This window comes from Cupriavidus pauculus (assembly GCF_008693385.1).
Lineage (GTDB): Bacteria > Pseudomonadota > Gammaproteobacteria > Burkholderiales > Burkholderiaceae > Cupriavidus > Cupriavidus pauculus_D.
This window is the reverse complement of record NZ_CP044067.1, coordinates 2,070,787-2,092,607: the sequence shown is the minus strand read 5'-3', so window position 1 is coordinate 2,092,607 and position 21,821 is coordinate 2,070,787. Positions and strand designations below refer to the sequence as shown.

At 65.5% G+C, this 21,821-nt stretch carries 21 protein-coding genes; 3 read left to right on the top strand and 18 right to left on the bottom strand.

The window, feature by feature from the left end:
• Positions 1–53: 53 nt before the first annotated feature.
• The 10 genes from motB to FOB72_RS27590 all read right to left on the bottom strand — a co-directional run bounded on the left by motB (position 54) and on the right by FOB72_RS27590 (position 11,445).
• Positions 54–1,091, bottom strand: coding sequence for a flagellar motor protein MotB (gene motB / locus FOB72_RS27635; RefSeq protein ID WP_150376202.1), 1,038 nt, complete (start codon positions 1,089–1,091; stop codon positions 54–56).
• 13 nt (positions 1,092–1,104) lie between these two features.
• Positions 1,105–1,968: a flagellar motor stator protein MotA gene (motA, locus tag FOB72_RS27630; RefSeq protein ID WP_150376200.1), complete on the bottom strand. Its 864-nt coding sequence runs from the start codon at positions 1,966–1,968 to the stop codon at positions 1,105–1,107.
• A 120-nt stretch (positions 1,969–2,088) separates the two neighbouring features.
• Positions 2,089–2,694: a flagellar transcriptional regulator FlhC gene (flhC, locus tag FOB72_RS27625; RefSeq protein WP_150376198.1), complete on the bottom strand. Its 606-nt coding sequence runs from the start codon at positions 2,692–2,694 to the stop codon at positions 2,089–2,091.
• Positions 2,691–3,008 carry a flagellar transcriptional regulator FlhD gene (gene flhD / locus FOB72_RS27620; RefSeq protein ID WP_109585504.1) on the bottom strand — a complete coding sequence of 106 codons (318 nt, stop codon included), beginning with the start codon at positions 3,006–3,008 and terminating at the stop codon, positions 2,691–2,693. Before flhD ends, flhC begins: the two co-directional genes overlap by 4 nt.
• Positions 3,009–3,407: 399 nt before the next feature.
• On the bottom strand, positions 3,408–4,160 hold the full coding sequence (locus FOB72_RS27615; protein ID WP_150376196.1) for a DUF4088 family protein: 753 nt from the start codon (positions 4,158–4,160) through the stop codon (positions 3,408–3,410).
• A gap of 122 nt (positions 4,161–4,282) precedes the next feature.
• Positions 4,283–6,139, bottom strand: a complete 1,857-nt coding sequence (locus FOB72_RS27610; protein WP_150376194.1) for a methyl-accepting chemotaxis protein — start codon at positions 6,137–6,139, stop codon at positions 4,283–4,285.
• Positions 6,140–6,319: 180 nt separating this feature from the next.
• On the bottom strand, positions 6,320–6,805 hold the full coding sequence (locus tag FOB72_RS27605) for a chemotaxis protein CheW (RefSeq protein ID WP_150376192.1): 486 nt from the start codon (positions 6,803–6,805) through the stop codon (positions 6,320–6,322).
• Positions 6,806–6,893: 88 nt separating this feature from the next.
• Positions 6,894–7,277, bottom strand: a complete 384-nt coding sequence (locus FOB72_RS27600; protein WP_150376190.1) for a response regulator — start codon at positions 7,275–7,277, stop codon at positions 6,894–6,896.
• A gap of 211 nt (positions 7,278–7,488) precedes the next feature.
• Positions 7,489–9,480 (bottom strand): putative bifunctional diguanylate cyclase/phosphodiesterase, encoded by a 1,992-nt coding sequence (locus tag FOB72_RS27595; protein ID WP_150376188.1) that lies wholly within the window; start codon positions 9,478–9,480, stop codon positions 7,489–7,491.
• Positions 9,481–9,654: 174 nt separating this feature from the next.
• Positions 9,655–11,445: a methyl-accepting chemotaxis protein gene (locus FOB72_RS27590; RefSeq protein WP_150376186.1), complete on the bottom strand. Its 1,791-nt coding sequence runs from the start codon at positions 11,443–11,445 to the stop codon at positions 9,655–9,657.
• Between the two features lie 478 nt (positions 11,446–11,923).
• On the opposite strand from FOB72_RS27590, the gene FOB72_RS27585 reads away from it, so the two are divergent.
• On the top strand, positions 11,924–12,229 hold the full coding sequence (locus tag FOB72_RS27585; RefSeq protein ID WP_109585511.1) for an H-NS family nucleoid-associated regulatory protein: 306 nt from the start codon (positions 11,924–11,926) through the stop codon (positions 12,227–12,229).
• A gap of 80 nt (positions 12,230–12,309) precedes the next feature.
• Here the strand turns inward: FOB72_RS27585 and galE are convergent, their stop codons facing one another.
• Positions 12,310–13,329 (bottom strand): UDP-glucose 4-epimerase GalE, encoded by a 1,020-nt coding sequence (gene galE, locus FOB72_RS27580; RefSeq protein ID WP_150376184.1) that lies wholly within the window; start codon positions 13,327–13,329, stop codon positions 12,310–12,312.
• Between the two features lie 56 nt (positions 13,330–13,385).
• Positions 13,386–14,477 (bottom strand): tyrosine-type recombinase/integrase, encoded by a 1,092-nt coding sequence (locus FOB72_RS27575; RefSeq protein WP_411859853.1) that lies wholly within the window; start codon positions 14,475–14,477, stop codon positions 13,386–13,388.
• Positions 14,478–14,641: 164 nt separating this feature from the next.
• Between FOB72_RS27575 and FOB72_RS27570 the strand changes: the two genes are divergently transcribed.
• Positions 14,642–15,625 (top strand): NAD(P)H-dependent flavin oxidoreductase, encoded by a 984-nt coding sequence (locus FOB72_RS27570; protein ID WP_150376180.1) that lies wholly within the window; start codon positions 14,642–14,644, stop codon positions 15,623–15,625.
• Here the strand turns inward: FOB72_RS27570 and FOB72_RS27565 are convergent.
• Positions 15,622–16,185 (bottom strand): PadR family transcriptional regulator, encoded by a 564-nt coding sequence (locus FOB72_RS27565; protein ID WP_150376178.1) that lies wholly within the window; start codon positions 16,183–16,185, stop codon positions 15,622–15,624. The two genes, FOB72_RS27570 and FOB72_RS27565, sit on opposite strands and share 4 nt — an antisense overlap.
• A gap of 295 nt (positions 16,186–16,480) precedes the next feature.
• On the opposite strand from FOB72_RS27565, the gene FOB72_RS27560 reads away from it, so the two are divergent.
• The gene (locus FOB72_RS27560) at positions 16,481–16,750 is read left to right on the top strand and encodes a hypothetical protein (protein WP_150376176.1); all 270 of its coding nucleotides are present in this window, start codon (positions 16,481–16,483) and stop codon (positions 16,748–16,750) included.
• 149 nt (positions 16,751–16,899) lie between these two features.
• Here FOB72_RS27560 and FOB72_RS27555 read toward each other — a convergent pair whose 3' ends face one another.
• The 5 genes from FOB72_RS27555 to FOB72_RS27535 form a co-directional block, all read right to left on the bottom strand.
• Entirely contained in the window at positions 16,900–17,904 is a 1,005-nt protein-coding gene (locus tag FOB72_RS27555) for a Bug family tripartite tricarboxylate transporter substrate binding protein (RefSeq protein WP_150376174.1), read from the bottom strand.
• A 70-nt stretch (positions 17,905–17,974) separates the two neighbouring features.
• Positions 17,975–18,706, bottom strand: a complete 732-nt coding sequence (locus tag FOB72_RS27550; protein WP_150376172.1) for an SDR family NAD(P)-dependent oxidoreductase — start codon at positions 18,704–18,706, stop codon at positions 17,975–17,977.
• Between the two features lie 171 nt (positions 18,707–18,877).
• Positions 18,878–20,080, bottom strand: a complete 1,203-nt coding sequence (gene pcaF / locus FOB72_RS27545) for a 3-oxoadipyl-CoA thiolase (RefSeq protein ID WP_150376170.1) — start codon at positions 20,078–20,080, stop codon at positions 18,878–18,880.
• Between the two features lie 65 nt (positions 20,081–20,145).
• Positions 20,146–20,793 (bottom strand): 3-oxoacid CoA-transferase subunit B, encoded by a 648-nt coding sequence (locus tag FOB72_RS27540; protein ID WP_150376168.1) that lies wholly within the window; start codon positions 20,791–20,793, stop codon positions 20,146–20,148.
• Positions 20,794–20,814: 21 nt separating this feature from the next.
• Complete coding sequence (locus FOB72_RS27535; protein ID WP_150377472.1) at positions 20,815–21,498, bottom strand: 3-oxoacid CoA-transferase subunit A; 684 nt, start codon at positions 21,496–21,498, stop codon at positions 20,815–20,817.
• Positions 21,499–21,821: the final 323 nt, after the last annotated feature.

The following is a 21,821-nucleotide window of genomic DNA, read 5'->3' as shown; positions in this document are numbered from 1 at the left end:
CCTGGTCCGCTAAATTGCCTTTGGATGCGCCGCGCTTTCACGCGCGGCGCGCCTCATTCGCGCTTGCCTGCTGCCGCCGGCGCCGCGGTTGCCGCCGCGCCCGCTGCCGGCGTTGCCGCCGGTGCTGGCGCGCCTGTCGCTGCCGGTGCCTTGGCCGCCGGCGTTTCCGCCGCCGCCACGCCAGCCTGCAGCTCCTGTGCGGCCTTGCCCTTCTGCGCGGCCACCGATACTTCGGCGGCACTCGCGTTCTCGGACTCGAACTGCGCCTGAGCCTTCTTGTTCAGCACGACGATGCTGATACGCCGGTTGACGGGCGCCAGACGGTCGTTCTTGTCCAGCGGCATCGTGTCGGCCAGGCCCAGCACGCGCAGCACCTTGCCTTCGTTCATGCCGCCCGCGATCAGCTCCTGACGCGAAGCGTTGGCGCGATCGGCCGACAGCTCCCAGTTGCTGTACGCCCGCTCGCCCGCCATATAGGTCTGCGAGTCGGTATGACCCGACAGGCTCACCTTGTTCGGCATCTCGTTGAGCACCGGACCGATCTCGCGCAGGATGGTGCGCATGTACGGTTCCACCGCGGCGCTGCCGGTGCGGAACATCGGGCGGTTTTGCGTATCGAGAATCTGGATGCGCAGGCCTTCGCTCGTGATGTCCAGCAGTAGCTGCGGGCGAAACGCGCGCAGCACGGGGTTGTTCTCGATGGTCGTCTCGAGGCGGGTCTTGAGCTGGCGCAGGCGTTCGGATTCCTGCTGCTCGCGGCGGCGCGCATCCGACGGATCGTTGGTCTGCGCGCGCATCACCTCGCCATCCTTGGCCATCGGATCCTTGCCGCCACCGGGCACGACGCTCTTCGACATGCTGCTCTTGTCGCCACCCGCGATCGCCACCTTCAGCGGCGTGCGGAAGTACTCCGCCACGCCGACGAGGGCCTTCGGCGATGCCGAGCTCAGCAGCCAGAGCACGAGGAAGAAGGCCATCATGGCCGTCATGAAGTCGGCGTAAGCGATCTTCCAGCTGTGGTTGCCGTGCGGCTTGGCGCGCGACTTCGCCTTCTTGATGACGATGGGGCGCAGATCCTGGGCGCTGCTCATGACTGCTCTCCCGTCAGGTCAGGCTCTTGACTTCGCGAACGTGGTCGTCGAGTTCAAGGAAGGACGGACGCACGGTGGAGTACAGGACCTTGCGGCCGAACTCCACGGCAACCAGCGGCGCATAACCGTTGAGCGAGGCAAGCAGCGTGACCTTGATGCACTCGTACATCTTCACGCTCTCGTCCACCTGCTGCTCGATGCGAGCGGCCAGCGGCGAGACAAAACCGTAAGCGAGCAAAATACCGAGGAACGTACCGACCATCGCGTGGGCGATCAGTGCGCCGAGTTCGGCCGGCGGCAGATCGGCGGAGGCCAGTGCATGCACCACGCCCATCACCGCGGCGACGATACCGAAGGCCGGCAGGCCGTCGCCGACGCGCGACAGCGCATGGGCGGGGACCTCGGCCTCGTGGCGATACGTTTCGATTTCGTGGTCCATGAGCGCCTCGATCTCGAACGCGTTCATGTTGCCGTTGACCATCATGCGCAGATAGTCGGTGAGGAATTCCATCATCACCGCGTCGGCCAGGATACGTGGGTACTGGCTGAACACGCTGCTCGCGGCAGGGTCGGCGATTTCCTTCTCGAGGAACAGGATGCCCTCGCGGCGCGCCTTGGACAGCAGCACGTACAGCAGTGCCATCACGTCCAGGTAAAGCTCCTTGTTGTACTTGGAGCCGCGCAACAGCTTGGGCAGGGCCTTCATGGTCCCCTTGATGGCCTTGCCGCTGTTGGTACTGATGAATGCGCCGACCGCTGCACCACCGATGATGATGAGTTCCGCCGGTTGGTAAAGCGCGCCCATGTGGCCGCCGGTGATGGCATACCCGCCCAGCACCGCACCAAGCACGACGACATAGCCAAGAACTACAAGCACGATCGGATCCCCGTCTAGAAAACACGCGTCAGCGCACAAGGGCCCTTCGTACAGGCGCGCGGGGTCACCGCGCGCCCCGATCTCGGGGCCCGCCTTGCCGCCGCGGACGTCGCCTGGGAATCAGGCGTGGGTCTGCGCGGCTACGGCGTCCTTCGAGAGCTTCTTGACTTTCCCTGCCCGTGAGGGCGGACGGCACAGGCTGCAGACAAAGTTCGCGTGCGGCTCATAGGCATGCGTCACGAACTGTCCGCCGCAGCATGTGCACGTGGAAAGCTGCAGCATATTGCTCTCGAAAAACCGTACTAACGTCCAGGCACGGGTGAAACTTAAGACAATTTCGCCGCCCAGCAGCGAAACGTGCTCGAGGTACAGGCGATAGCTCGCCACCACGGCGCGGATACCCGACGTCTCGCCTTCCTGCACCATGAACTGGTAAGCGGAGAAGAACAGGGACGAATGGATATTCGGCAGCCAGGTCGTGAACCAGTCTGTCGAGAACGGGAGCATGCCCTTGGGCGGCGAGGCGCCGCGGAGCTCCTTGTAGAGACGGATCAACCGGTCGCGCGAGAGCGTGGTCTCGGCTTCGAGCACCTGAAGACGCGCACCCAGGCCGATCAGCTCGATGGCGAGCTGGGTCTGGTTGGCATCCTGCAGGACACTTTTTCGGTTGGGTACGGGAGTCGCCGTGAAACTGCGGGCCGGCTGGGCCTGAAGGAGAGCGGTCAATTGAGCTGCTCCACAGGTTGCCGGGCAAGCAGGATTGCAGCATGGATCTGCTGCATATCATGGCTCTTGGCCGTGTGAGTGAGCGTGGATAGCAGCGCATGATCGTCGAAACGGAACCTGCACAGCACCATATTCGATGCCGCCAGCTTGACGAGCTGCGCCGATGTCAGTTTGGCAAGAATCTCAGCAATTTCCTTGCTGACGCCAAGCCTGAACATGGCTTCCACCTGGTTTTCGCGCACCAGTCGTTGCGCGAGCAGCAGATAGGCGAGGTTAACCTCCCTGATCTCCTGGAGAACTTCACTGCTTTCCAATTTTTCCCCGCTACCAAAAAACCCTTCGACCGCTTGTCCGGCGCTTACCGACACGTTTGAAGCTGTGTCGGCGACCAGATCGTTGCTGTGCGTGTGCGATGGGTACGACGTACGACAATAGGAACTACGCCCGGTATCACCTACATCTCTGAAGCGTTACAGATGTTACAGAGTGTAAGTGAAACTGTTACGTTTATATCGGCAATCGGCCCGCAATGCCAATCCCTACTTAGGTTGGGGGGGAACAAATGTCGTATGGAAAAGACATAGCCCCGCTAATTTGTAACAGCACAGATGTCAGACATGTAGTTAACGCGCGTTTACGTATAAGGCGGTATCACCGCCGACAACTGGTTGTGACGGATGAGATACAGGCCTTGTCCGCGCCGATGCATTCCACTATTGACGCAAGGGTGCGGCTTGACTAAAGAGCTGCCGCAACCAGGCCGCGAGGCGCGAAAAGATGTCGTCCGGTGCCTCGCGGAACAGATGCGGCCGCGCACGTTCCACCTGCTCCAGAACGCGCGCGGCCTCATCCGCGCTGACAGAACCGTATTCGAGCGCGAGACCCAGCAGCGCGCGCATCTCGCCCACCTTGCTGCGCCCCAGCGCCTCGCTCTGTTCGGTCTGCAACGCGTACATGAGGTCGTAGGCCCGCTGGCGCAGGCTGTCCGCGATGCGCCACGCCGGCGTGCGCATGCGTTCCTCTATCGTGCGGACATCGACGGCGCTGGCGGCGATCTGCGCGGCCAGCGCTTCCGTGAAGGCCGCATCGGCCCCGGCTTCGCTGAGAATCTGCTGCGCCCACTCGCGCGCGTGTTCGACGCGCTGCGCGGGCGTCCATTCGGGCTGTACGGCGAGGCCGAAGCCAAAGCGCTGCGCGTCGCGCATCAGCGCCGACAACGCGTTCGGCAATTGCTTGTCGAAGACCTTCCGCGCCCATCCGTACTCGCCGCTGGCCAGCAGCCGCATGACGGCGCGTTCGGTCAGCGGGCCGTCCTGCTGCAGCAGACGCGCGCGCAGGAAGTCGTCGAAGGCGGGCGGCACGAACTCGGCATCGAGCCCCGTCGAGACCCTTACAAAAGCGTCGAAGTCCGCTCTGAGTCTGGCCGTCGCCTCGGCCGACAGGGACAGATTGATGTCGGTGGTCATGATGTCATGGAACAAAAGCGCGTCCCGGCACGCACGTCCCCGCGGCAGCGGGGGGCAGGCATGCGTGGGACGCGCGTGGCACGTGGGTACCCCGGATCAGGTTCACGACGGGCACAGGGCCCTCAGAACGCGCTCCAGTCGCCATTGTCGGAAGCACCGCCAGCGGTGGCCGGGCGCAGTGCCGGCGCATCGCTTGCTGCCACTTCCTCGAAATCCGCTGCACTGGCTGCCGCGGCAGCGCCCGCGCCGGCCGCCGCTGCCTTGCCGCCACGGGTGGCGCGCGTCTTGGCTGCCGCGAGACGCGGTGCCTTCGATGCCGCCGATGCCGAGAGCGCGGGCTTGGTCACCGAGCGCACCGCCGGTACGACGGCGGAACCCAGCGACGGACCGCTGCCGGCTTCGTCGTCCTGCGACAGGCGGAACGTGGCCACCGAATCCTGCAGACGGCCGGCCTGCTCCTGGAGCGAGCTGGCGGCAGCGGCTGCCTGTTCCACGAGTGCCGCGTTCTGCTGCGTCACTTCGTCCATCTGCGCCACGGCCTGGTTGACCTGCTCGATGCCCGAGCTCTGCTCGGCCGACGCCGCGCTGATCTCGCCCATGATGTCGGTCACGCGCTTGACCGCCTGCACGATCTCGCCCATGGTCTGGCCGGCTTCGCCCACGAGCACGGAACCATTGTCCACGCGCGCCACGGTATCGCCGATCAGGCCCTTGATTTCCTTTGCCGCATTGGCGGAGCGTTGCGCCAGGCTGCGCACTTCGCCGGCCACCACCGCGAAGCCGCGGCCCTGCTCGCCCGCGCGTGCCGCTTCCACGGCCGCGTTCAGTGCAAGGATGTTGGTCTGGAACGCGATGCCTTCGATCACGCCGATGATGTCGACGATCTTGCGCGAGGCCTCGTTGATCTCGTCCATCGTCTGCACCACGCGGCCCACTACTTCGCCGCCGCGCACGGCGGTTTCGGACGCGTTGGCGGCAAGGCCGCTGGCCTGACGCGCGTTGTCCGCGTTCTGGCGGACCGTGCTGGTCAGTTCTTCCATGCTCGAAGCGGTTTCCTCGAGCGAGGCGGCCTGCTGTTCCGTACGCTGCGACAGATCGTTGTTGCCGGCGGCGATTTCACGCGATGCCGTACCGATCGACTCGGCCGATTCCTTGAAATCGCGCACCATCCGCGACAGGTGATGCTGCATCTCGCTCATGGCGTGCAGCAGGCTCGACTTGTCGCCCTTGCGCAGCGATACCGCGGCGGAGAAATCGCCGTCCGCGATGCGCGAGGCAATGCGGGCCGCGTAGCCCGGTTCGCCGCCAAGCTGGCGCGACAGGCCGCGCGCGAGGAACATCCCCAGCAGCACGGATACGACCAACCCGCCCAGCACCAGCACCAGCATGACCACGCGCGAGCTCTTGTACACGCCGTCCGATTCGTCCATGTTGGCGCGCGCACGCTCGTCGCGGCGCTTCACCATCTTGAACAGCACGTCCTCCAGCGCGCGGCTGTCCTTGAGCAGATCCGAGCTTTCCGTGAACACCGTGCTCTCGAACTGCGACGTATCCAGCGGCTGCTTGTTCACGAGTTCAACGTACTTCGTCATGCGCTCGCGGAACGGCGGCACGAGGGTCTCGTACTGCTTCACCATCGCCTGGCCTTCCGGCTGCGTGAACGAGCCCTTGGCCGCCTTCACGCGCTCTTCCATGGTCGCCAGCGACTTCTCGATGCGCTCCTTCTCGGTCGCGCGCTCGCCCATCGTGGAGGCCGACAGCAGCGCGATCTGCGCGCGGCTCGCATACACGAGGTTGATGTTGCCGTCCTGCACGGCCTTCAGCGCCTGCAGGTCCTCGTTGTAGATCTTGCCGGTCCATTCCGCCATGCGCCCCATGTTGATCACGCCAAGCAGGCCCATGATGGCGCCGATGACGGATACGACCAGGAAGCCGGCTATGAGCCTGGTCGTAACGCGTAGTTGATTGAACCACTGCATAGAACTACCCCCTTCTGTCAGAAAAGACCGGGAGTGGCATCGCTGCGCTCTCCCGCATTGTTGTCGTGGCCGTACCGGCCACTCTTGCCCGTTCCCGCCGCCAGCCCTGTTAGGTTCTGATGCCGGCAGCAAGGCGGACCGGGCCGCGACGCCCGCATCCGCGCTCCCCTACGGGTTCCCTCAGGCGGCGCCAGCCGCCGCGTCGATGGCCGCGAGTTCTTCCACGCCCATCAGCTTTTCGATATCGGCCAGGATCAGCATGCGGTTCTCCACCGAACCCAGACCCCGGATGTAGTCGGTTTCCATGCCGCCGGACAACTGCGGCGTCGGCTTGATCTGCGACTGGGACAACGTCAGCACGTCGGACACGCCGTCGACCACGATGCCCGTCGTACGTCGATTGAGGTCGACGATGATCACGACCGTGTACTGGTCGTAGCTGATCTTTTCCTGACGGAACTTGATGCGCAGATCGATGATCGGCACGATCGTGCCGCGCAGGTTGATCACGCCCTTGAGATAGGCCGGTGCATTGGCGATCTGCGTCACCGATTCGTAACCACGAATCTCCTGCACCTTGAGGATGTCGATGCCGTACTCTTCGCGGCCGAGCCGGAAGGCCAGGAATTCTTCCCCGGCGCCGTCAGCCTTCGTCTGGATAGTCATGTTGCCCCGCTGCAGTGTTGGTGGGGGATGGCCCCACAGTGTTAACGGCGGCGGATCGGGTGGCTGAAGGGCGACTTTGCTACGCCGGTCACCCCACCGTGGGAGGGGGCAAAAGCGCTTCGACCGATGCGATCAGCTGGTCGGGGTCGAACGGCTTGGCGAGAAAGCCCGACGCGCCGGCCTCGCGCGCCTGCGCGCGGATCTGACCGTCGGCTTCCGTGGTGAGCATCAGAATCGGGGTCGCAGCATAGTGCGGCGTCTCGCGCAGCGCGCGGATCAGCGTCAATCCGTCCATGCCGGGCATGACCTGATCGGTCACGAGCATGCCGAACGCGCCTTCGCGGGCGACCTCGTGCGCCTCCTTGCCGTCGGCGGCCTCCGTGACCGTGTAACCGGCGGCGCGCAGACATGCCCCGATCATGCGGCGGATGGACGGCGAATCGTCGACGACGAGGATGGTTGGCAGGGACATGGCGGGCTCCGGATAGCGAGGGCAAGGGCGGCAAAGGCGCACCCATTTGACGCTCGGTCTCTTGGTCTTATCGTCCGCGCAGCCGCCTGCTTTAGCGCGGTGAAGGGGGGGTTAGAGCAAAAGCTCTAACTCTGGCGCTAAATTTCCCGCAAACCCGGCAATGCGAAACGGTCTCATTGCGCGTTGCACGGTTACGCCACCGCGCGCGGGTTCAGACGCGAACAGGTTGCGTGTCGCGCAGAATCTCGGCGAACGACGACGCGTCGAGTGGCTGGGCCATGAGGTAGCCCTGCACCTCGTCACACCCCATGGCATTGAGGATGTCGAGCTGCGAGTGCGATTCGACGCCCTCGGCCACGACCTTCATGCGCAGCTCGTGCGCGAGCGCGACCATCGAGCCGACGATGGCGCGGCCCTGCGGGTCCGCATCGAGCCCGCCGATCAGCGTCCGGTCGATCTTCAGCGTGCCGACGCGCAGGCGCTTCAGGTAGCCGAGGCTCGAATATCCGCTGCCGAAGTCGTCGAGCGCCACGTGGATACCGAGCGATTGCAGCTCCGCCAGCGTCTCCAGCGACTTGCCGATGTCCTTCATCGCCGCGGTCTCGGTGATCTCGAGCGTGATCGCCGACGGCGGAATGTCGTGCTGGTGGATCTGCTCGAGCAGGTACTGCGGGAAGTTGCGGCTCGCGAAACGCAGTCCCGACACGTTGATCGCCACGGGAACCACGGGCAGTCCCGCGTCCTGCCAGAGCCGGACCTGCGCGCACACGCTGGCAATGACCCAGTCGTCGAGCTTGTCGATCTGGCCGGACTGCTCGGCCACCATGATGAACTCGGCGGGATTGACCACGCCGAGCGTCGGGTGGCGCCAGCGGCAAAGCGCTTCGGCGCCCACTACGGTGCGATGCTTCACGTCGAACTTGGGCTGGTATTGCAGCGACAGCCCGTCGTCCTGGATCGCGAGCCACAGGTCGCGCCGGATCACGCGCATGCGGCGCGCGCGCTCGCCCGCGGCGGAGTTGAACACGCGCACCTGGTTCGACCCGCTCTCGCGCGCCTCGGACAGGCTGACGCGGGCGGCCTGCATCAGGCCCTCCGACGTCTGCGCATCGCGCGGATAGATCGCGATGCCGATATTCACGCCGATCTGCATCTGCAGTCCGCGCGCGGCCACGAATTCGGCCAGCGAACCCAGCACGCGCGAGCCCAGCTCGTGCGCGCGCCCGTGGTGCACGAGCTCGGGCACGCCCACCGCGAACTCGTCGCGGGCCAGCCGCGCCAGGAAGTCGTGCGGTTCCAGCGCGGCCTGCGCGAGCGCGCCCGCGTCCTGCGCGAGGATATCGTCGGCGCGGACTTCGAATACCTCGTCGACCTCGCGGAAGTCGGCGATATGGATCAGCAGCACCGCGCAGCCGGTCTCGGTCAACCGCGCCTGCGCAAGGGTCTGGTCGAGCCAGCGGCCGAACGCGATGCGGTCCGGCAGATCGGTCGAGACGCTGTACTCGCCCACGGCCTCGCCGCCGCGTCCGGACGGCCGCACGGTCAGGCCCGGAATCCGCCCGACCTGCTTCCGGCCGCCGCGCATACCGGCCGCGCGGGGCAGCGACGCGGCCGACGGGAAGTCGTCCGGGGTGTCTTCGATCAGCGTGGCCTCGGGACGCATCGGGGCGGGGAGCCAGCCGCGCGATTGCGCGCGATGGAACGCGAACATCGCGAAGCACAGCAGCGCGATGCCGCCGCCGAGCCAGCCCGGGTCGGGCAGCACGGCCGCGTCGAGGCAGGCGCGCGCGGTCAGCGAACCGTTACCGCACAGCCGGCCCATGCGCGCACCGGCCACGGCGACCATGCCGGCACCGCCGAGCATCGACATCACGGCCACCACGCGCCAGGCACGCGTGGCACCGCGCAGCCATTGTTTCAATAACGTGAAGACGTGGGCGGACGCGATGGCGGCAGCGGTCGCGGAGGCGAACGCCGACACCGCGCGCACCGGATCCTCGAGCGCCGAGAGCGAACCGGAACCGATGGCTACCCATAGCGGCAAGCCGATCGACGCCTGCGACATCACGGCGGCCGACCACGACAAGCGGCGCAGCAGCTTGCCGTCCCGGCCCGCGTCCGGCCTGGCTGAGCGCATGCCAAGCGCGGCGGCGGCACCGAGCAGCACAGCGAACAGCAGGAGACTGGAAGTCGAGGCAATCATTCGGGGCTTAACAAGCTGGGGCTTACAGGCTGCGGGCTTGCGCGAGTCCGGAAAGGTGAATCCTGGGAGCGCTTGCGCGACTCACACCGACGAGGCGGGCACAAAAGCCCGCATCATGGCATTTTGCTGACGCCGTGTGAACAGCCGTTCGCTCAATTCCTTTCATTCAGAACGTCAGAACGCGCTCCAGTTGTCGTCGGCGGACGCAGCAGGGCCTGCCGCGGCAACGCTGGGCCGCAACAAACGCGTCTCGCGTGGCTTGCGTACAACGGGCGCGCGCGCCCCCGACGGCTTGACCGGCTGGCGCGCGGCCTGCGTGCGCGCCACGGCCGGCAAGGCAGCCGGGCTGGGTGCCAGATCGGGCGCCACGCGCGCCACGGCGGCGGCGACCATCGGCGCCGGCCGCGTGCCGCTGGCCGCGAGCGTGAACACCGACACCACGTTCTTGAGCTTTTGTGCCTGCTCTTCGAGCGCGCCCGCCGCGGCCGCGGCTTCCTCCACCAGTGCCGCGTTCTGCTGGGTCACTTCGTCCATCTGGCTCACGGCCTGATTGACCTGTTCGATGCCCGTGGTCTGTTCCTGCGTGGCCGCGCCGATCTCGTTCATGATGTCCGTCACGCGGCGTACGGCCTGGACGATCTCGCCCATGGTCTGGCCCGCCTCGGCCACGAGGCGCGTCCCCGACTCCACGCGCTGTCCGGACTCGCTGATCAGCGATTCGATTTCCTTGGCCGCATTGGCCGAGCGTTGCGCGAGGCTGCGCACCTCGCCGGCCACGACCGCGAAGCCGCGGCCCTGCTCGCCGGCGCGCGCCGCTTCCACCGCGGCGTTGAGCGCCAGGATATTGGTCTGGAACGCGATGCCCTCGATCACGCCGATGATTTCGACCACCTTGCGCGACGCGCCGTTGATCTCGTTCATCGTATCGACCACGCGGCCCACCACGTCGCCGCCCTTGAGCGCGATCTGCGACGCCTCGCCGGCCAGCATGCCGGCCTGGCGAGCGTTGTCGGCGTTCTGGCGCACCACGGTGGTCAGTTCTTCCATGCTCGCGGCGGTTTGTTCCAGCGACGACGCCTGTTCCTCGGTGCGTTGCGACAGGTCCGTGTTGCCGGCCGAGATCTGCTGCGTGGCCGAGGCGATCGAATCGGTGCCGCCGCGCACTTCCGCGACAATGCCGGACAGGCTCTCCTGCATCGCTGCGAGCGCCTGCATCATGCGGCCGATCTCGTTGCGGGACACGCTGACGATCCGCGAGGTCAGGTCGCCGCGCGCAATGCGCTCGAACACGCCCAGCGCCTCTTCCACCGGCCGCACGATCGCGCGATGCAGCGTGATGGTGCCGGCGACGGCGATCAGCATGCCCAGCGCGATCAGGGCGACGGCCATGACACGCAGCCGTTCGAAGCGCGCCTGCGCGCCCTCGAAGTTGTCCTTGCCCGTCCGCAGCTGGAATTTCTCCAGGGCTTCGTGCGCGCTGCCCAGCGCGCGTTGCAGTTCCGGCATCGTGTCGCGTGCGAGGCGCAGCGCTTCGTCACGGTTCTGCGACAGCAGCGCGTTCTGAAGCGGGCCGATGCCCTTCTCGAAGAAGTCCTGCCGCTTGCGCCCGAGCTCGGTCGCCAGCGCCTTTTCCTCGTCGCCCTGCGGAAGCGCCAGATAGCGCTTCCAGGCGGTATCGGAAGCATCCACGAACACCTTCGAACGATCGACATGCTTCTTCGGATCGTCGTTTTCCGAGCCCGGCATGACGCCGCGGTCCAGCGCCAGGCGCAGGCGCGTCGTACCGAGCATCGCCTCGCTGAGCGCCTGCGCCGACGCGAGCTGATTTGAATAAGTTTCCTTGAGCGCATCGTTGGACTGCGAAATGCCATGCAGCCCGGCACCGCCGACCAGCAACAGAATTGCCGTCAACGAAGCCATCGCCCCTCTAAGGAGCGTTCTGATCTGAATATTCTGAAAGGACATGATGCGCCGAAGCCATTAGGTTGGATGCGACGAAGGTTCTCCTTACCCCCGTTCCGGCGGATCACTCCGTGGTGATCCGCTCTTGGGCAATAACGGCGACCCCGATACATCCTTGAGGCATTGCGGTAAATCGCAAACGCGAATGCAGATTCGCGCACTTCGGCATCGGATCGGTAATTGTCGAGGCCTCGGCACACGCTCGGAGTTTTCCCAGTGGTAGTGCTGGCGCGGGATCGCGGTACATTCGGTCGATTTTCACGAATCCGGCACAGAATGCCGATGAGAAAATTCTGCATCTTCGGCACCGTCTGCATCGCTACGGCGAAAATACCTGGCGACCCGCATTCCGCGCGAAAGTTCAGTGCGCAATTTGAAATGAGGACATTCTTCATTTCTCGGGCACAGACCGATACGCGGATTTGCAGTCACGCAATAAATGGTTATAATTCCCGTCGTCAATTCAGCGATCGAGGCAACCATGGCGACCTATCAGGAAATCGTTCAGAAAATCAACGAACTGCAGAAGCAGGCCGAGGAGATCAAGTCTCGCGAGCAAGCTGCAGTGATTGCCGATATTCGCGAGAAAATCGAACAATATGGCCTGACGGCTGACGATCTCGGGTTCGGCGCCAAGCCGGCGGCCGGCAAGAAGGCCAGCCGCAAGGTGCCGGTTCGCTATCGCGATACCGCTGGCAATACCTGGACCGGCCGCGGCAAGCGCCCGGGCTGGCTGACGCAGGCGCTGGCCAACGGCAAGACCGTCGAGGATTTCCTGATCCGCTAAAGCGGGCCAGTTTCGGCGACAAATAAAAAACCGGGCATTGCCCGGTTTTTTCTTATGACCGTGACGGCCAGCCGGGCCGGCTAACCTGCAAAGCCCAGCGGATTCATCGACTGCCAGCGCCACGAGTCCTCGCACATGCGATCGATGTCATGCTGCGCGCGCCAGCCGATCAGGCGCTGCGCGAGCGCGGGATCGGCGTAGCACGAGGCGATATCGCCGGGGCGGCGATCCACGATCTGATAAGGAACGGGCCTGCCGCTCGCACGTTCGTACGCCTTGACGACCTCGAGCACGCTGTAGCCGCGGCCGGTACCCAGATTCACGGTAAAACCCTCGTTCTTGTCGCGCAGGTACACCAGCGCGGCAAGGTGGCCATCGGCGAGGTCGCTCACATGGATATAGTCGCGCACGCCCGTGCCATCGACGGTCGGGTAGTCACCCCCGAATACCATGAGCTTTTCACGGCGGCCGCCGGCCACCTGCGCGACATATGGCATCAGGTTGTTGGGCACGCCGCCCGGGTCTTCACCGATCAGGCCGCTGTCGTGCGCGCCGACCGGATTGAAATAGCGCAGATAGCCGATTTTCCAGTCGGGATTCGACAACTCGAGGTCGCGCAAAATCTGCTCGCCCATGAGTTTCGTCTGCCCATAAGGATTCGTCGCCGAAAGCGGAAAATTCTCGAGGATCGGCACCGTGTGCGGATTGCCATATACGGTCGCCGACGAGCTGAAAACCAGCTGGCGCACATTGGCAGCGTCCATTGCCGCGCAAAGCGTGAGCAGGCCGTTCAGGTTGTTGTCGTAATACGCGAGCGGCTTGGCCACCGATTCGCCCACCGCCTTCAGCGCGGCGAAGTGAATCGCCCCCGTGATCCGGTGTTCGCGGAAAAGCTTGTCCAGCAACGCGCGGTCGCGCACGTCGCCTTCCACGAAATGCGGATTCGATCCGGTAATCCGCGCCAGCCGCTCCACGACCGCGCGATTGCTGTTGCACAGATTATCGAGGCCGATGACGTTGTATCCGGCATTGTGCAGCGCGACCCAGGTATGGGAAGCGATATAGCCGGTGGCTCCTGTCAGCAGTAAGGTCTCGGACATGTGATCGTTTTCTGGATGGAAGTCGTTGAGCGGTCGGCCATCATACCCGCCGAAGGTTACGCCGAAGATACATCCGCGGCCCGGTTACCGGTCAGGGCGACCTGCAACCCGGCACGTGCCTGCCATGCCTGATACGCCGCATGGAGCCGCCAGCCGGATTCGAGGTCGCGCATGCCCAGCAATTGCGCCACTGCCGCGGGCGGCATGCCCGCGTCGAAATGCATTGCGCCACAGGTATTGCGCAGTGTCTGTGGGGAGGCGCGCTCACTGCGGCCAGCCAGCACACCCGCTTCGTCGAGCAGCATTTCCACCCGGCGATAGACGGACGCGGCATGCATCGGCCGCCCCGATGCCATCGCCGGAAAGACGAGATCGCCCAGCGTCCCCGCCGCGGCGCGCAGCGCGAGCCACTGCCGCAACGGCGCGTGCGCAAACCCGAACAGCGTCGCGGTGTAGGCGCGCCCGTTGTCTGCACGCACCATCTGCAGGGCGGGCATGCCATGGTCGTCGCGATCCGCGAGCCCGTCAATGGCATCGAGCCGCAGTGCGCGGATCTCCGCCACCTTGAGGCCCGCGCCGAGCAGCACCGCCACGAGCGCGACGTCACGCGCGCGCTTCCACTGCGTGGGGGAGACGCGCGCTTCCCCACTCCCGCGACCGTCCCCGCGTCCCTCCCCGATATCGAGGGGGTTGTCGCCGGCGGGCGCCAGCACGCGCGCGACGAGCAGATCGCGCTCACCCGGCAGCAGAAATGCGGTGGGATCGTTCTCCCCATCCGCGAGCTTCGCGCGAACGGCCAGGCTCGCGGGATTCTGGAGATCCTGCCGCGCGAGCGAGAGGTGCTGGAACACGCGCTCGATCAGACGCGCGTAGCGATACCGATGCGACTTGTGCAGCTTTTGCGCGTCGAGAAATTCGCCGATCTGCGCCGCCGACCACGTCAGCGGCGCCAGGCCCTGCTCGCCGGACCAGCGGAGCAGCTTGCCCCACATCGAGCGATAGACCACCGCCGTACCGTGCCGGAAGCCATGTTGCGAGAGCCAGCCATCGAACGCGCGTTCGGGGTGGGCGCGCCAGCTGTCGAGGTCGGCGTCGAAGAGGGCTTCGGCGTGCATGGCCAGGTGGTCGGCGCTGGAAGGGGTGGTCACTGACGATTCCGTCATGCTGGCAGGCGATGCGCTCATTGTAGACAACGCGCCACAGGAACATCCACTTGCGACGGCGGCAGGCTCCTCTATACTATGCACACACTATGCAACTAGTTGCACATCACCTGTTACCTGTCGATAACCTTCGCCGGAGACTTCCTGCCATGGCCCTGCCTCCCCTGCTGCAAGACCGCCTGTCCCTGCCCGCGGTGTGCTCGCCGCTGTTCATCATCTCGAACCCCGACCTCGTGATCGCGCAGTGCAAGGCTGGCGTCGTGGGATCGTTCCCCGCGCTGAACGCCCGCCCGGCCGAACAGCTCGAAGTCTGGCTGGACCGCATCACGACCGAGCTGGCCGAGCACGACGCGCGGCATCCCGATCGCCCGTCGGCGCCGTTCGCGGTGAACCAGATCGTCCATCGCTCGAACGACCGGCTCGAACACGACCTCGAACTGTGCGTGCGGTACAAGGTGCCCATCGTCATTACGTCGCTTGGCGCGCGCGCCGAGGTCAACGACGCCGTCCACAGCTATGGCGGCATCGTGCTGCACGACGTGATCAACAACCGCTTCGCGCGCAAGGCCATCGAGAAAGGCGCCGACGGCCTGATCGCCGTGGCGGCCGGTGCCGGCGGCCACGCGGGCACGATCTCGCCGTTCGCGCTGCTGCATGAAATCCGCGAGTGGTTCGACGGTCCGCTGCTGCTGTCCGGCGCCATCGCGAGCGGCAACGCCGTGCTGGCGGCCCAGGCGGCCGGTGCCGACCTCGCCTATATCGGCTCCGCCTTTATCGCCACGGTCGAAGCGAACGCCGACGCCGCCTACAAGCAGATGATCGTGGACAGCGGCGCCGACGACATCATCTACTCGAACCTGTTCACGGGCGTGCATGGCAATTACCTGCGCGAGAGCGTCGTGCGCGCGGGCCTCGACCCGGACGCGCTGCCGGTGTCGGATCCCACGTCGATGAATTTCGGCTCGACGCGCGTCAAGCCGTGGAAGGAGATCTGGGGGGCCGGCCAGGGCGTCGGGGCGATCAAGCGCGTGGTACCCGCGGCCGATCTCGTGCATCGTTTCATCGAGGAATACGCGCTGGCGCGCCGTCGCCTCGGCCTTGCGGAGGCTCGCGCCGCCGCCGTGGCCGCCTAGGACGGCATGGGCGCCGCGAGCAGCGGCAACAGTTCGCGGCCCCAGGCCACCCAGTCTTCCTCGAAACGGATACCGCGCTGGAGCAGCGCGTACTGCAGCTGCTGCGCGCGATCCATGCGCGCGGCGCCAAAATCCTTGCGCTCGATATTGCGATAGGTCTCCAGGCGCGCCTCGTGCAACGCGATCAGGCGCGCCATTTCCTCGCCCAGCCCGAGCGGGCCGATGGCCGCATCCGCACGCAGCTTGACCAGAATTTCCTCACGCTGGTCGAGCCCGTGCCCCGGCGAACGGACCCAGCGCGCGAGCTCCTCCCGGCCCGCGGGCAGCACGCGATATACCTTTTTACGATTCCTTTTTTCCGCTTCGTCGCCTTCTGACACGCTTGCGGGCTCTTCCACGGCGATCCAGCCCTGCTCCGCCATGCGTCCGAGCTCGCGGTAGATCTGCTGGTGCGTGGCGTGCCAGAAGTAGCCGATGGACCGGTCGAAGCGGCGTGCAAGGTCATAGCCGGACGACGGCTTCTCGATCAGCGAGATCAACAGTGCGTGCGGAGTGGACATGCGTTCGTTGGGAGTTTCCGACGGGCACGGAGCTTGCAAGATGGGGGGTCGCCCGTGACGATCGCGTAATGGTAGCGCGCAAGTCGGGGCAAGTCATGCCGTTAACCGGTGAGACCGTGCCCGGATCTGGAGAAGACATTCACCAGAATGTGACAAATGTCACCTTCATCCATTTCTGACAATTTAAGCAGTTGTTCCGATACAGAATTAAAAAAGTCGAAATGGCAATTCTCGTTCGTCTGCAATACATTCCAGACATTGCAACCCGCATCCAACGGCACCCTGGGAGTCTGTCATGAATGCAAGACCGGACACTGCAACCCTGTCCGCGCTCGCCGAATTGTCGGAATTGTCCGCCGAGTCGTCCCCCGACGCGTCCGAGATTTCGATTCCGCCGAGCGATCGTCCCGGTCCGATCCAGCGTCGCGCCACGTCCGCACCGATCTACTACCGGCTGCCCGACACGCCGGAAGGCCACCATATCAAGGAGTACGCGAGCGGCCTGCGCCAGCTCGTGCGCTTCGTCGGCGTCGAGGAGCAGGTGGTCAAGTACAGCCTGTCCTGATGCACCGTTGTCTCCTCCCGCCCCGAAGGCTGGGGCCTGGGATTCATCCGCGACTGCATACATGTCGCGGTTTTTTTTGAAGGCTGCTGGCCCCAGACGAAAAAAAGCCGGCGTAGCGCCGGCTTTTTTATGGTGCTGAAGCGGATCGATCAGTCCACCGTCGCGCCCGAGGCCTTCACCACCTTGGCCCACTTGGCGGCCTCGGTCTTCATGAAGGCAGCCAGTTGCGCCGGCTTTTCCGGATTCGGTTCGGCGCCCTGCTCGGCCAGCTTCTTCTTCACCTCCGGCATCGCGAGGATCTTCACGACTTCGGCGTTCAGGCGATCGACGATCGGTTGCGGCGTACCGCCCGTGGCGTACAGCGCGAACCACGAGGTCGCCTCGTAGCCCGGCACACCGGCTTCGGCCACGGTCGGCACGTCCGGCAGCGCCGGCGAGCGCTTGGCCGAGGTCACGGCGATCGCGCGCAGCTTGCCGGCCTTCACGTGCGGGTACGACGACGGCAGGTTGTCGAACATCAGGCCGATCTGGTTGCCCAGCAGGTCATTCACGGCCGGGGCGCTGCCCTTGTACGGAATGTGCTGGATATGCAGGTTCGTCATCATGTTGAACAGTTCGCCCGACAGATGGATCGACGAACCGCTGCCCGACGAGCCGAACGACAGCTTGTCCGGGTTCGCCTTCACGTAGGCGATCAGTTCCTTGATGTTGTTGACCGGCACCTTCGGGTTCACGACCACGACGTTCGGCACCATGGCCACGCGCGAGATCGGCGCGAAATCCTTGACCGGGTCGAACGGCAGCTTCGAGTACAGCGACTGGTTGATCGCGTGCGTACCGATCGTGCCCATGAACAGCGTGTAGCCGTCGGCCGGCGCCTTGGCGGCCAGGCTTGCGCCGATGTTGCCGCCCGCGCCCGGACGGTTGTCGATCACCACGGGCTGGCCGAGCGACTTGCCCAGTTCCAGACCCACGATGCGCGCGAGGATGTCGGTGGTGCCGCCAGCCGAGAACGGCACGATCAGCGTGATCGGCTTGCTCGGGTACGCCGGCTGTGCCTGCGCGCCGCCCATGGCCGCGATACCGGCGGCGAGTGCCACGCCGGCTGCCAGCAGGTGTCTGCGCACCTTCGAAGGTTGTTTGGTAATGCTCATGCTTGACTCCACTATATCGATGGGACCGTGCGACCCTCGTGGGACCGCCGGGTTATGCTGATTCTTGTCATCAAATGGGCGCGACGCCCAGGGTAGTGCCGCCGCAGACGTACAACACCTGACCGGTCACGAAACCGTTGTCGGGCGACAGGAAGAAGAGCGAGGCACGTGCCACGTCTTCCGGCGTTCCCATGCGCTTCACCGTGATGCTCGCGAGAATGCGCTTGGTCTGTTCGCTGCCTTCCGGATTGCTCTTTCGGAACAGCTCGGTGGCGATAGGACCCGGTGCCACGGCATTGACGGTGATACCGTCTCCGCCCAGCTCCATCGCCAGCGTACGGGTCATGCCAACGAGGCCGGCCTTGGTCGCGGCATACACCACGCGATCCGGCTTGCCGAGCGCCGCGCGCGAGGCCATGTTGACGATGCGGCCATAGCCGGCCGCGCGCATCGCGGGCAGGCAGGCCTGGGTCAGCAGCATCGACGCCTGCAGGTGCAGGCCGACGACGTAGTTCAGATCCGCGACGGTCGCCGTGTCGGCCGTGCCGGGGCGCGTGGCGCCCGCATTGTTCACGAGCCGCGTAACGGCGAATTGCGAGGTCACCTGCTCCGCCACGGCGCGGGTCGCCTCGGCATTGGTCAGGTCGGCCTGGAAGAAGGTCATGTTGGGATGGGACCAGGTGGGGGCAACGTAATCGACGTTGATCACCCTGGTGACGCCATCGGCCAGCAGCATTTCGCTGATGGCGCGGCCAATGCCGGAACTGGCACCGGTAACGAGCGTGGCAACGGGAAGGGACATCTCAATACTCCGCACCGGCTAACGACGCCGGTTCCATCAGAAAAAGATGCGGCAAGGCCGGCGAGCCTGTCGGCCCGGCCGCATTTGCTCTACCTCGTTGGGGAAGAGACAGCACTGAACCTTCCCACTCAGGGTTAACGGCAGGAAGGACAGAAGGTTGAGCGCGAAGGGTTACACGCGCTCGATCACCATCGCGATACCCTGGCCCACGCCGATGCACATCGTGCACAGCGCGTAACGGCCGCCGGTACGGTGCAGCTGGTACATGGCCGTGGTCACCAGGCGCGCGCCGCTCATGCCGAGCGGGTGGCCCAGCGCGATTGCGCCGCCGTTGGGGTTCACGCGCTTGTCGTCGTCGGCCACGCCAAGCTGACGCAGCACGGCCAGGCCTTGCGCGGCGAATGCCTCGTTCAGCTCGATCACGTCCATCTGGTCGATGGTCAGGCCGACCTGCTTGAGCACCTTCTGCGAAGCGGGAACGGGGCCGATGCCCATCACGCGCGGCGCCACGCCGGCGGTGGCCATGCCCACGATGCGTGCGCGCGGCGTCAGGCCGTGCTGCTTGATGCCGGCTTCGCTGGCGAGCAGGATGGCGCAGGCGCCGTCGTTCACGCCCGAGGCATTGCCGGCCGTCACGGTACCGTCCGGACGCACCACGCCGCGCAGCTTGGCCAGCGCTTCCATGCTGGTGGCACGCGGATGTTCGTCGCGCTCGACGACGATCGCGTCGCCCTTCTTCTGCGGAATGGTGACCGCGGTGATCTCTTGCGCCAGCGTACCGTCGGCCTGCGCGCGCGAAGCCTTCTCCTGGCTGCGCAGCGCCATCAGATCCTGGTCTTCACGGCTGATCTTGTAATCGGTGGCCACGTTCTCCGCGGTCTCGGGCATCGAGTCCACGCCGTACGCGGCACGCATCGCCGGGTTGACGAAGCGCCAGCCGATGGTCGTGTCGAAGATCTGCGCATCGCGCGAGAAGGCCGAGGTGGCCTTGCCCATCACGAACGGCGCGCGGCTCATGCTTTCCACGCCGCCGGCGATCATCAGGTTGGCTTCGCCCGACTTGATGGCGCGCGCGGCCGTGCCGGTCGCGTCCATGCCCGAGCCGCACAGGCGGTTGATCGTCGAGCCCGGCACCGCTTCCGGCAGGCCGGCCAGCAGCAGCGACATGCGCGCGACGTTGCGATTGTCTTCACCCGCCTGGTTGGCGTTACCGAAGATCACGTCGTCGATCGCGGCCGCGTCCAGACCCGTGTTGCGCGCGAGCAGCGCGCGCAGCGGCACGGCGCCCAGATCGTCGGGGCGAACCGCCGACAGGCTGCCGCCGTAACGGCCGATGGGGGTACGGATGGCGTCGCAGATAAAGGCTTCGGTCATGGTCTGTCTCTCTCGGTGCTATGTCGTTGCGTATCGAACGGTCGGGCGGCCAATCAGGCGGCCAATCAGGCGGCCACTGCCTGCTTGAGGGTCACGCCGGTGACGCGCTGCAGTTCCTCGAAGGTCAGGCCTTCCACGAGGTCGCGCGCGACGAGGCCGTCGGGGGTCACGTCGATCGTGGCGAGGTCCGTATAGATGCGCGTCACGCAGCCGATGCCGGTCAGCGGGTACGTGCATTCCGCCACGACCTTGCTCTCGCCCTGCTTGGTCTGGTGTTCCATCATCACGAACACTTCCTTGGCGCCGATGGCGAGGTCCATCGCGCCGCCCACGGCGGGAATCGCACCCGGCGCGCCGGTGTGCCAGTTCGCGAGGTCGCCCTTCGCGGACACCTGGAACGCGCCCAGCACGCAGAAGTCGAGGTGGCCGCCGCGCATCATCGCGAACGAGTCCGCATGATGGAAGAACGAGCCACCGGCCTTCAGCGTCACGGGCTGCTTGCCGGCGTTGATCAGGTCGCCGTCTTCCTCGCCGGGCGCGGGCGCCGGGCCCATGCCCAGAACGCCGTTCTCGCTATGCAGCAGGATTTCGCGGTCGGCGGGCAGGTGGTTGGCCACCAGCGTGGGCAGGCCGATGCCGAGGTTCACCACGGCACCTTCGGGAATGTCGTTGGCCACACGGGCGGCCATTTGATCGCGGGTCAGGCGTTGCATGTCTGTTCTCCTTGTCGCGCGTCAGGCAGCCTTGGCGGCGGCGCCTTCGATCTTCACCACGCGCTTGACGAAAAGGCCAGGCGTGACGACACGTTCGGGGTCGATCTCGCCGAGCTCGGCGATATGGCTGACCTGCACGATCGCGCATTTGGCGGCGGTGGCCATGATCGGGCCGAAGTTGCGCGCGGTCTTGCGGTACGTCAGGTTACCCCAGCGGTCGGCCGTGTCGGCCTTGATCAGCGCGAAGTCCGCGTAGATCGGCTTCTCGAACACGTAGCCCTTGCCGTCGATGATCCGCGTTTCCTTGCCCTCGGCCAGCGGCGTGCCGTAGGCCGTGCGCGTGAAGAAGCCGCCGATGCCGGCACCGGCCGCGCGAATGCGCTCGGCCAGATTGCCCTGGGGCACCAGTTCCAGTTCGATATCGCCCGCATGGTAGAGCGAGTCGAAGACGTACGAGTCGGCCTGGCGCGGGAACGAGCAGATGATCTTGCGCACCTGACGGGCCTTGAGCAGCGCGGCCAGACCGGTGTCGCCGTTGCCGGCGTTGTTGTTGACGATGGTGAGGTCGCGCGCGCCCTGGGCGATCAGTGCGTCGATCAGTTCCGCGGGCATGCCCGCAAGACCGAAGCCGCCGATCATGATCGTGGCGCCATCGTGGATGTCGGCGACCGCCGATTCCACCGAGTCATAAAGCTTGTTGATCACTTGCGTTCCAATCACGGAAGGGTCCGGCAGAGGTCCGGGCCCGGGCCGCATGGGGCGGCGCGCAAAGGAGGTCTCCGGATAATTCTTGCTGGACGATTCATCCGCTGCGTCGCGGCTGGGCGCGGCGGCAGCGGAACAGGGTCCGACAATCTTGTGTTGTCTGGTACAAGCGGCACGGTGGCGCCGCAGGCTGCTTCCTTGTGGAATCGATTTGTTCGCCTATCGAACTTGAATTCGCACAATGAACAGTGGGAAGGAGATTACACCTGCGACCATTGCCCGGTCAAGCCGGCGGGACGGCACTTGCCGCCCCGCGCGTCGGG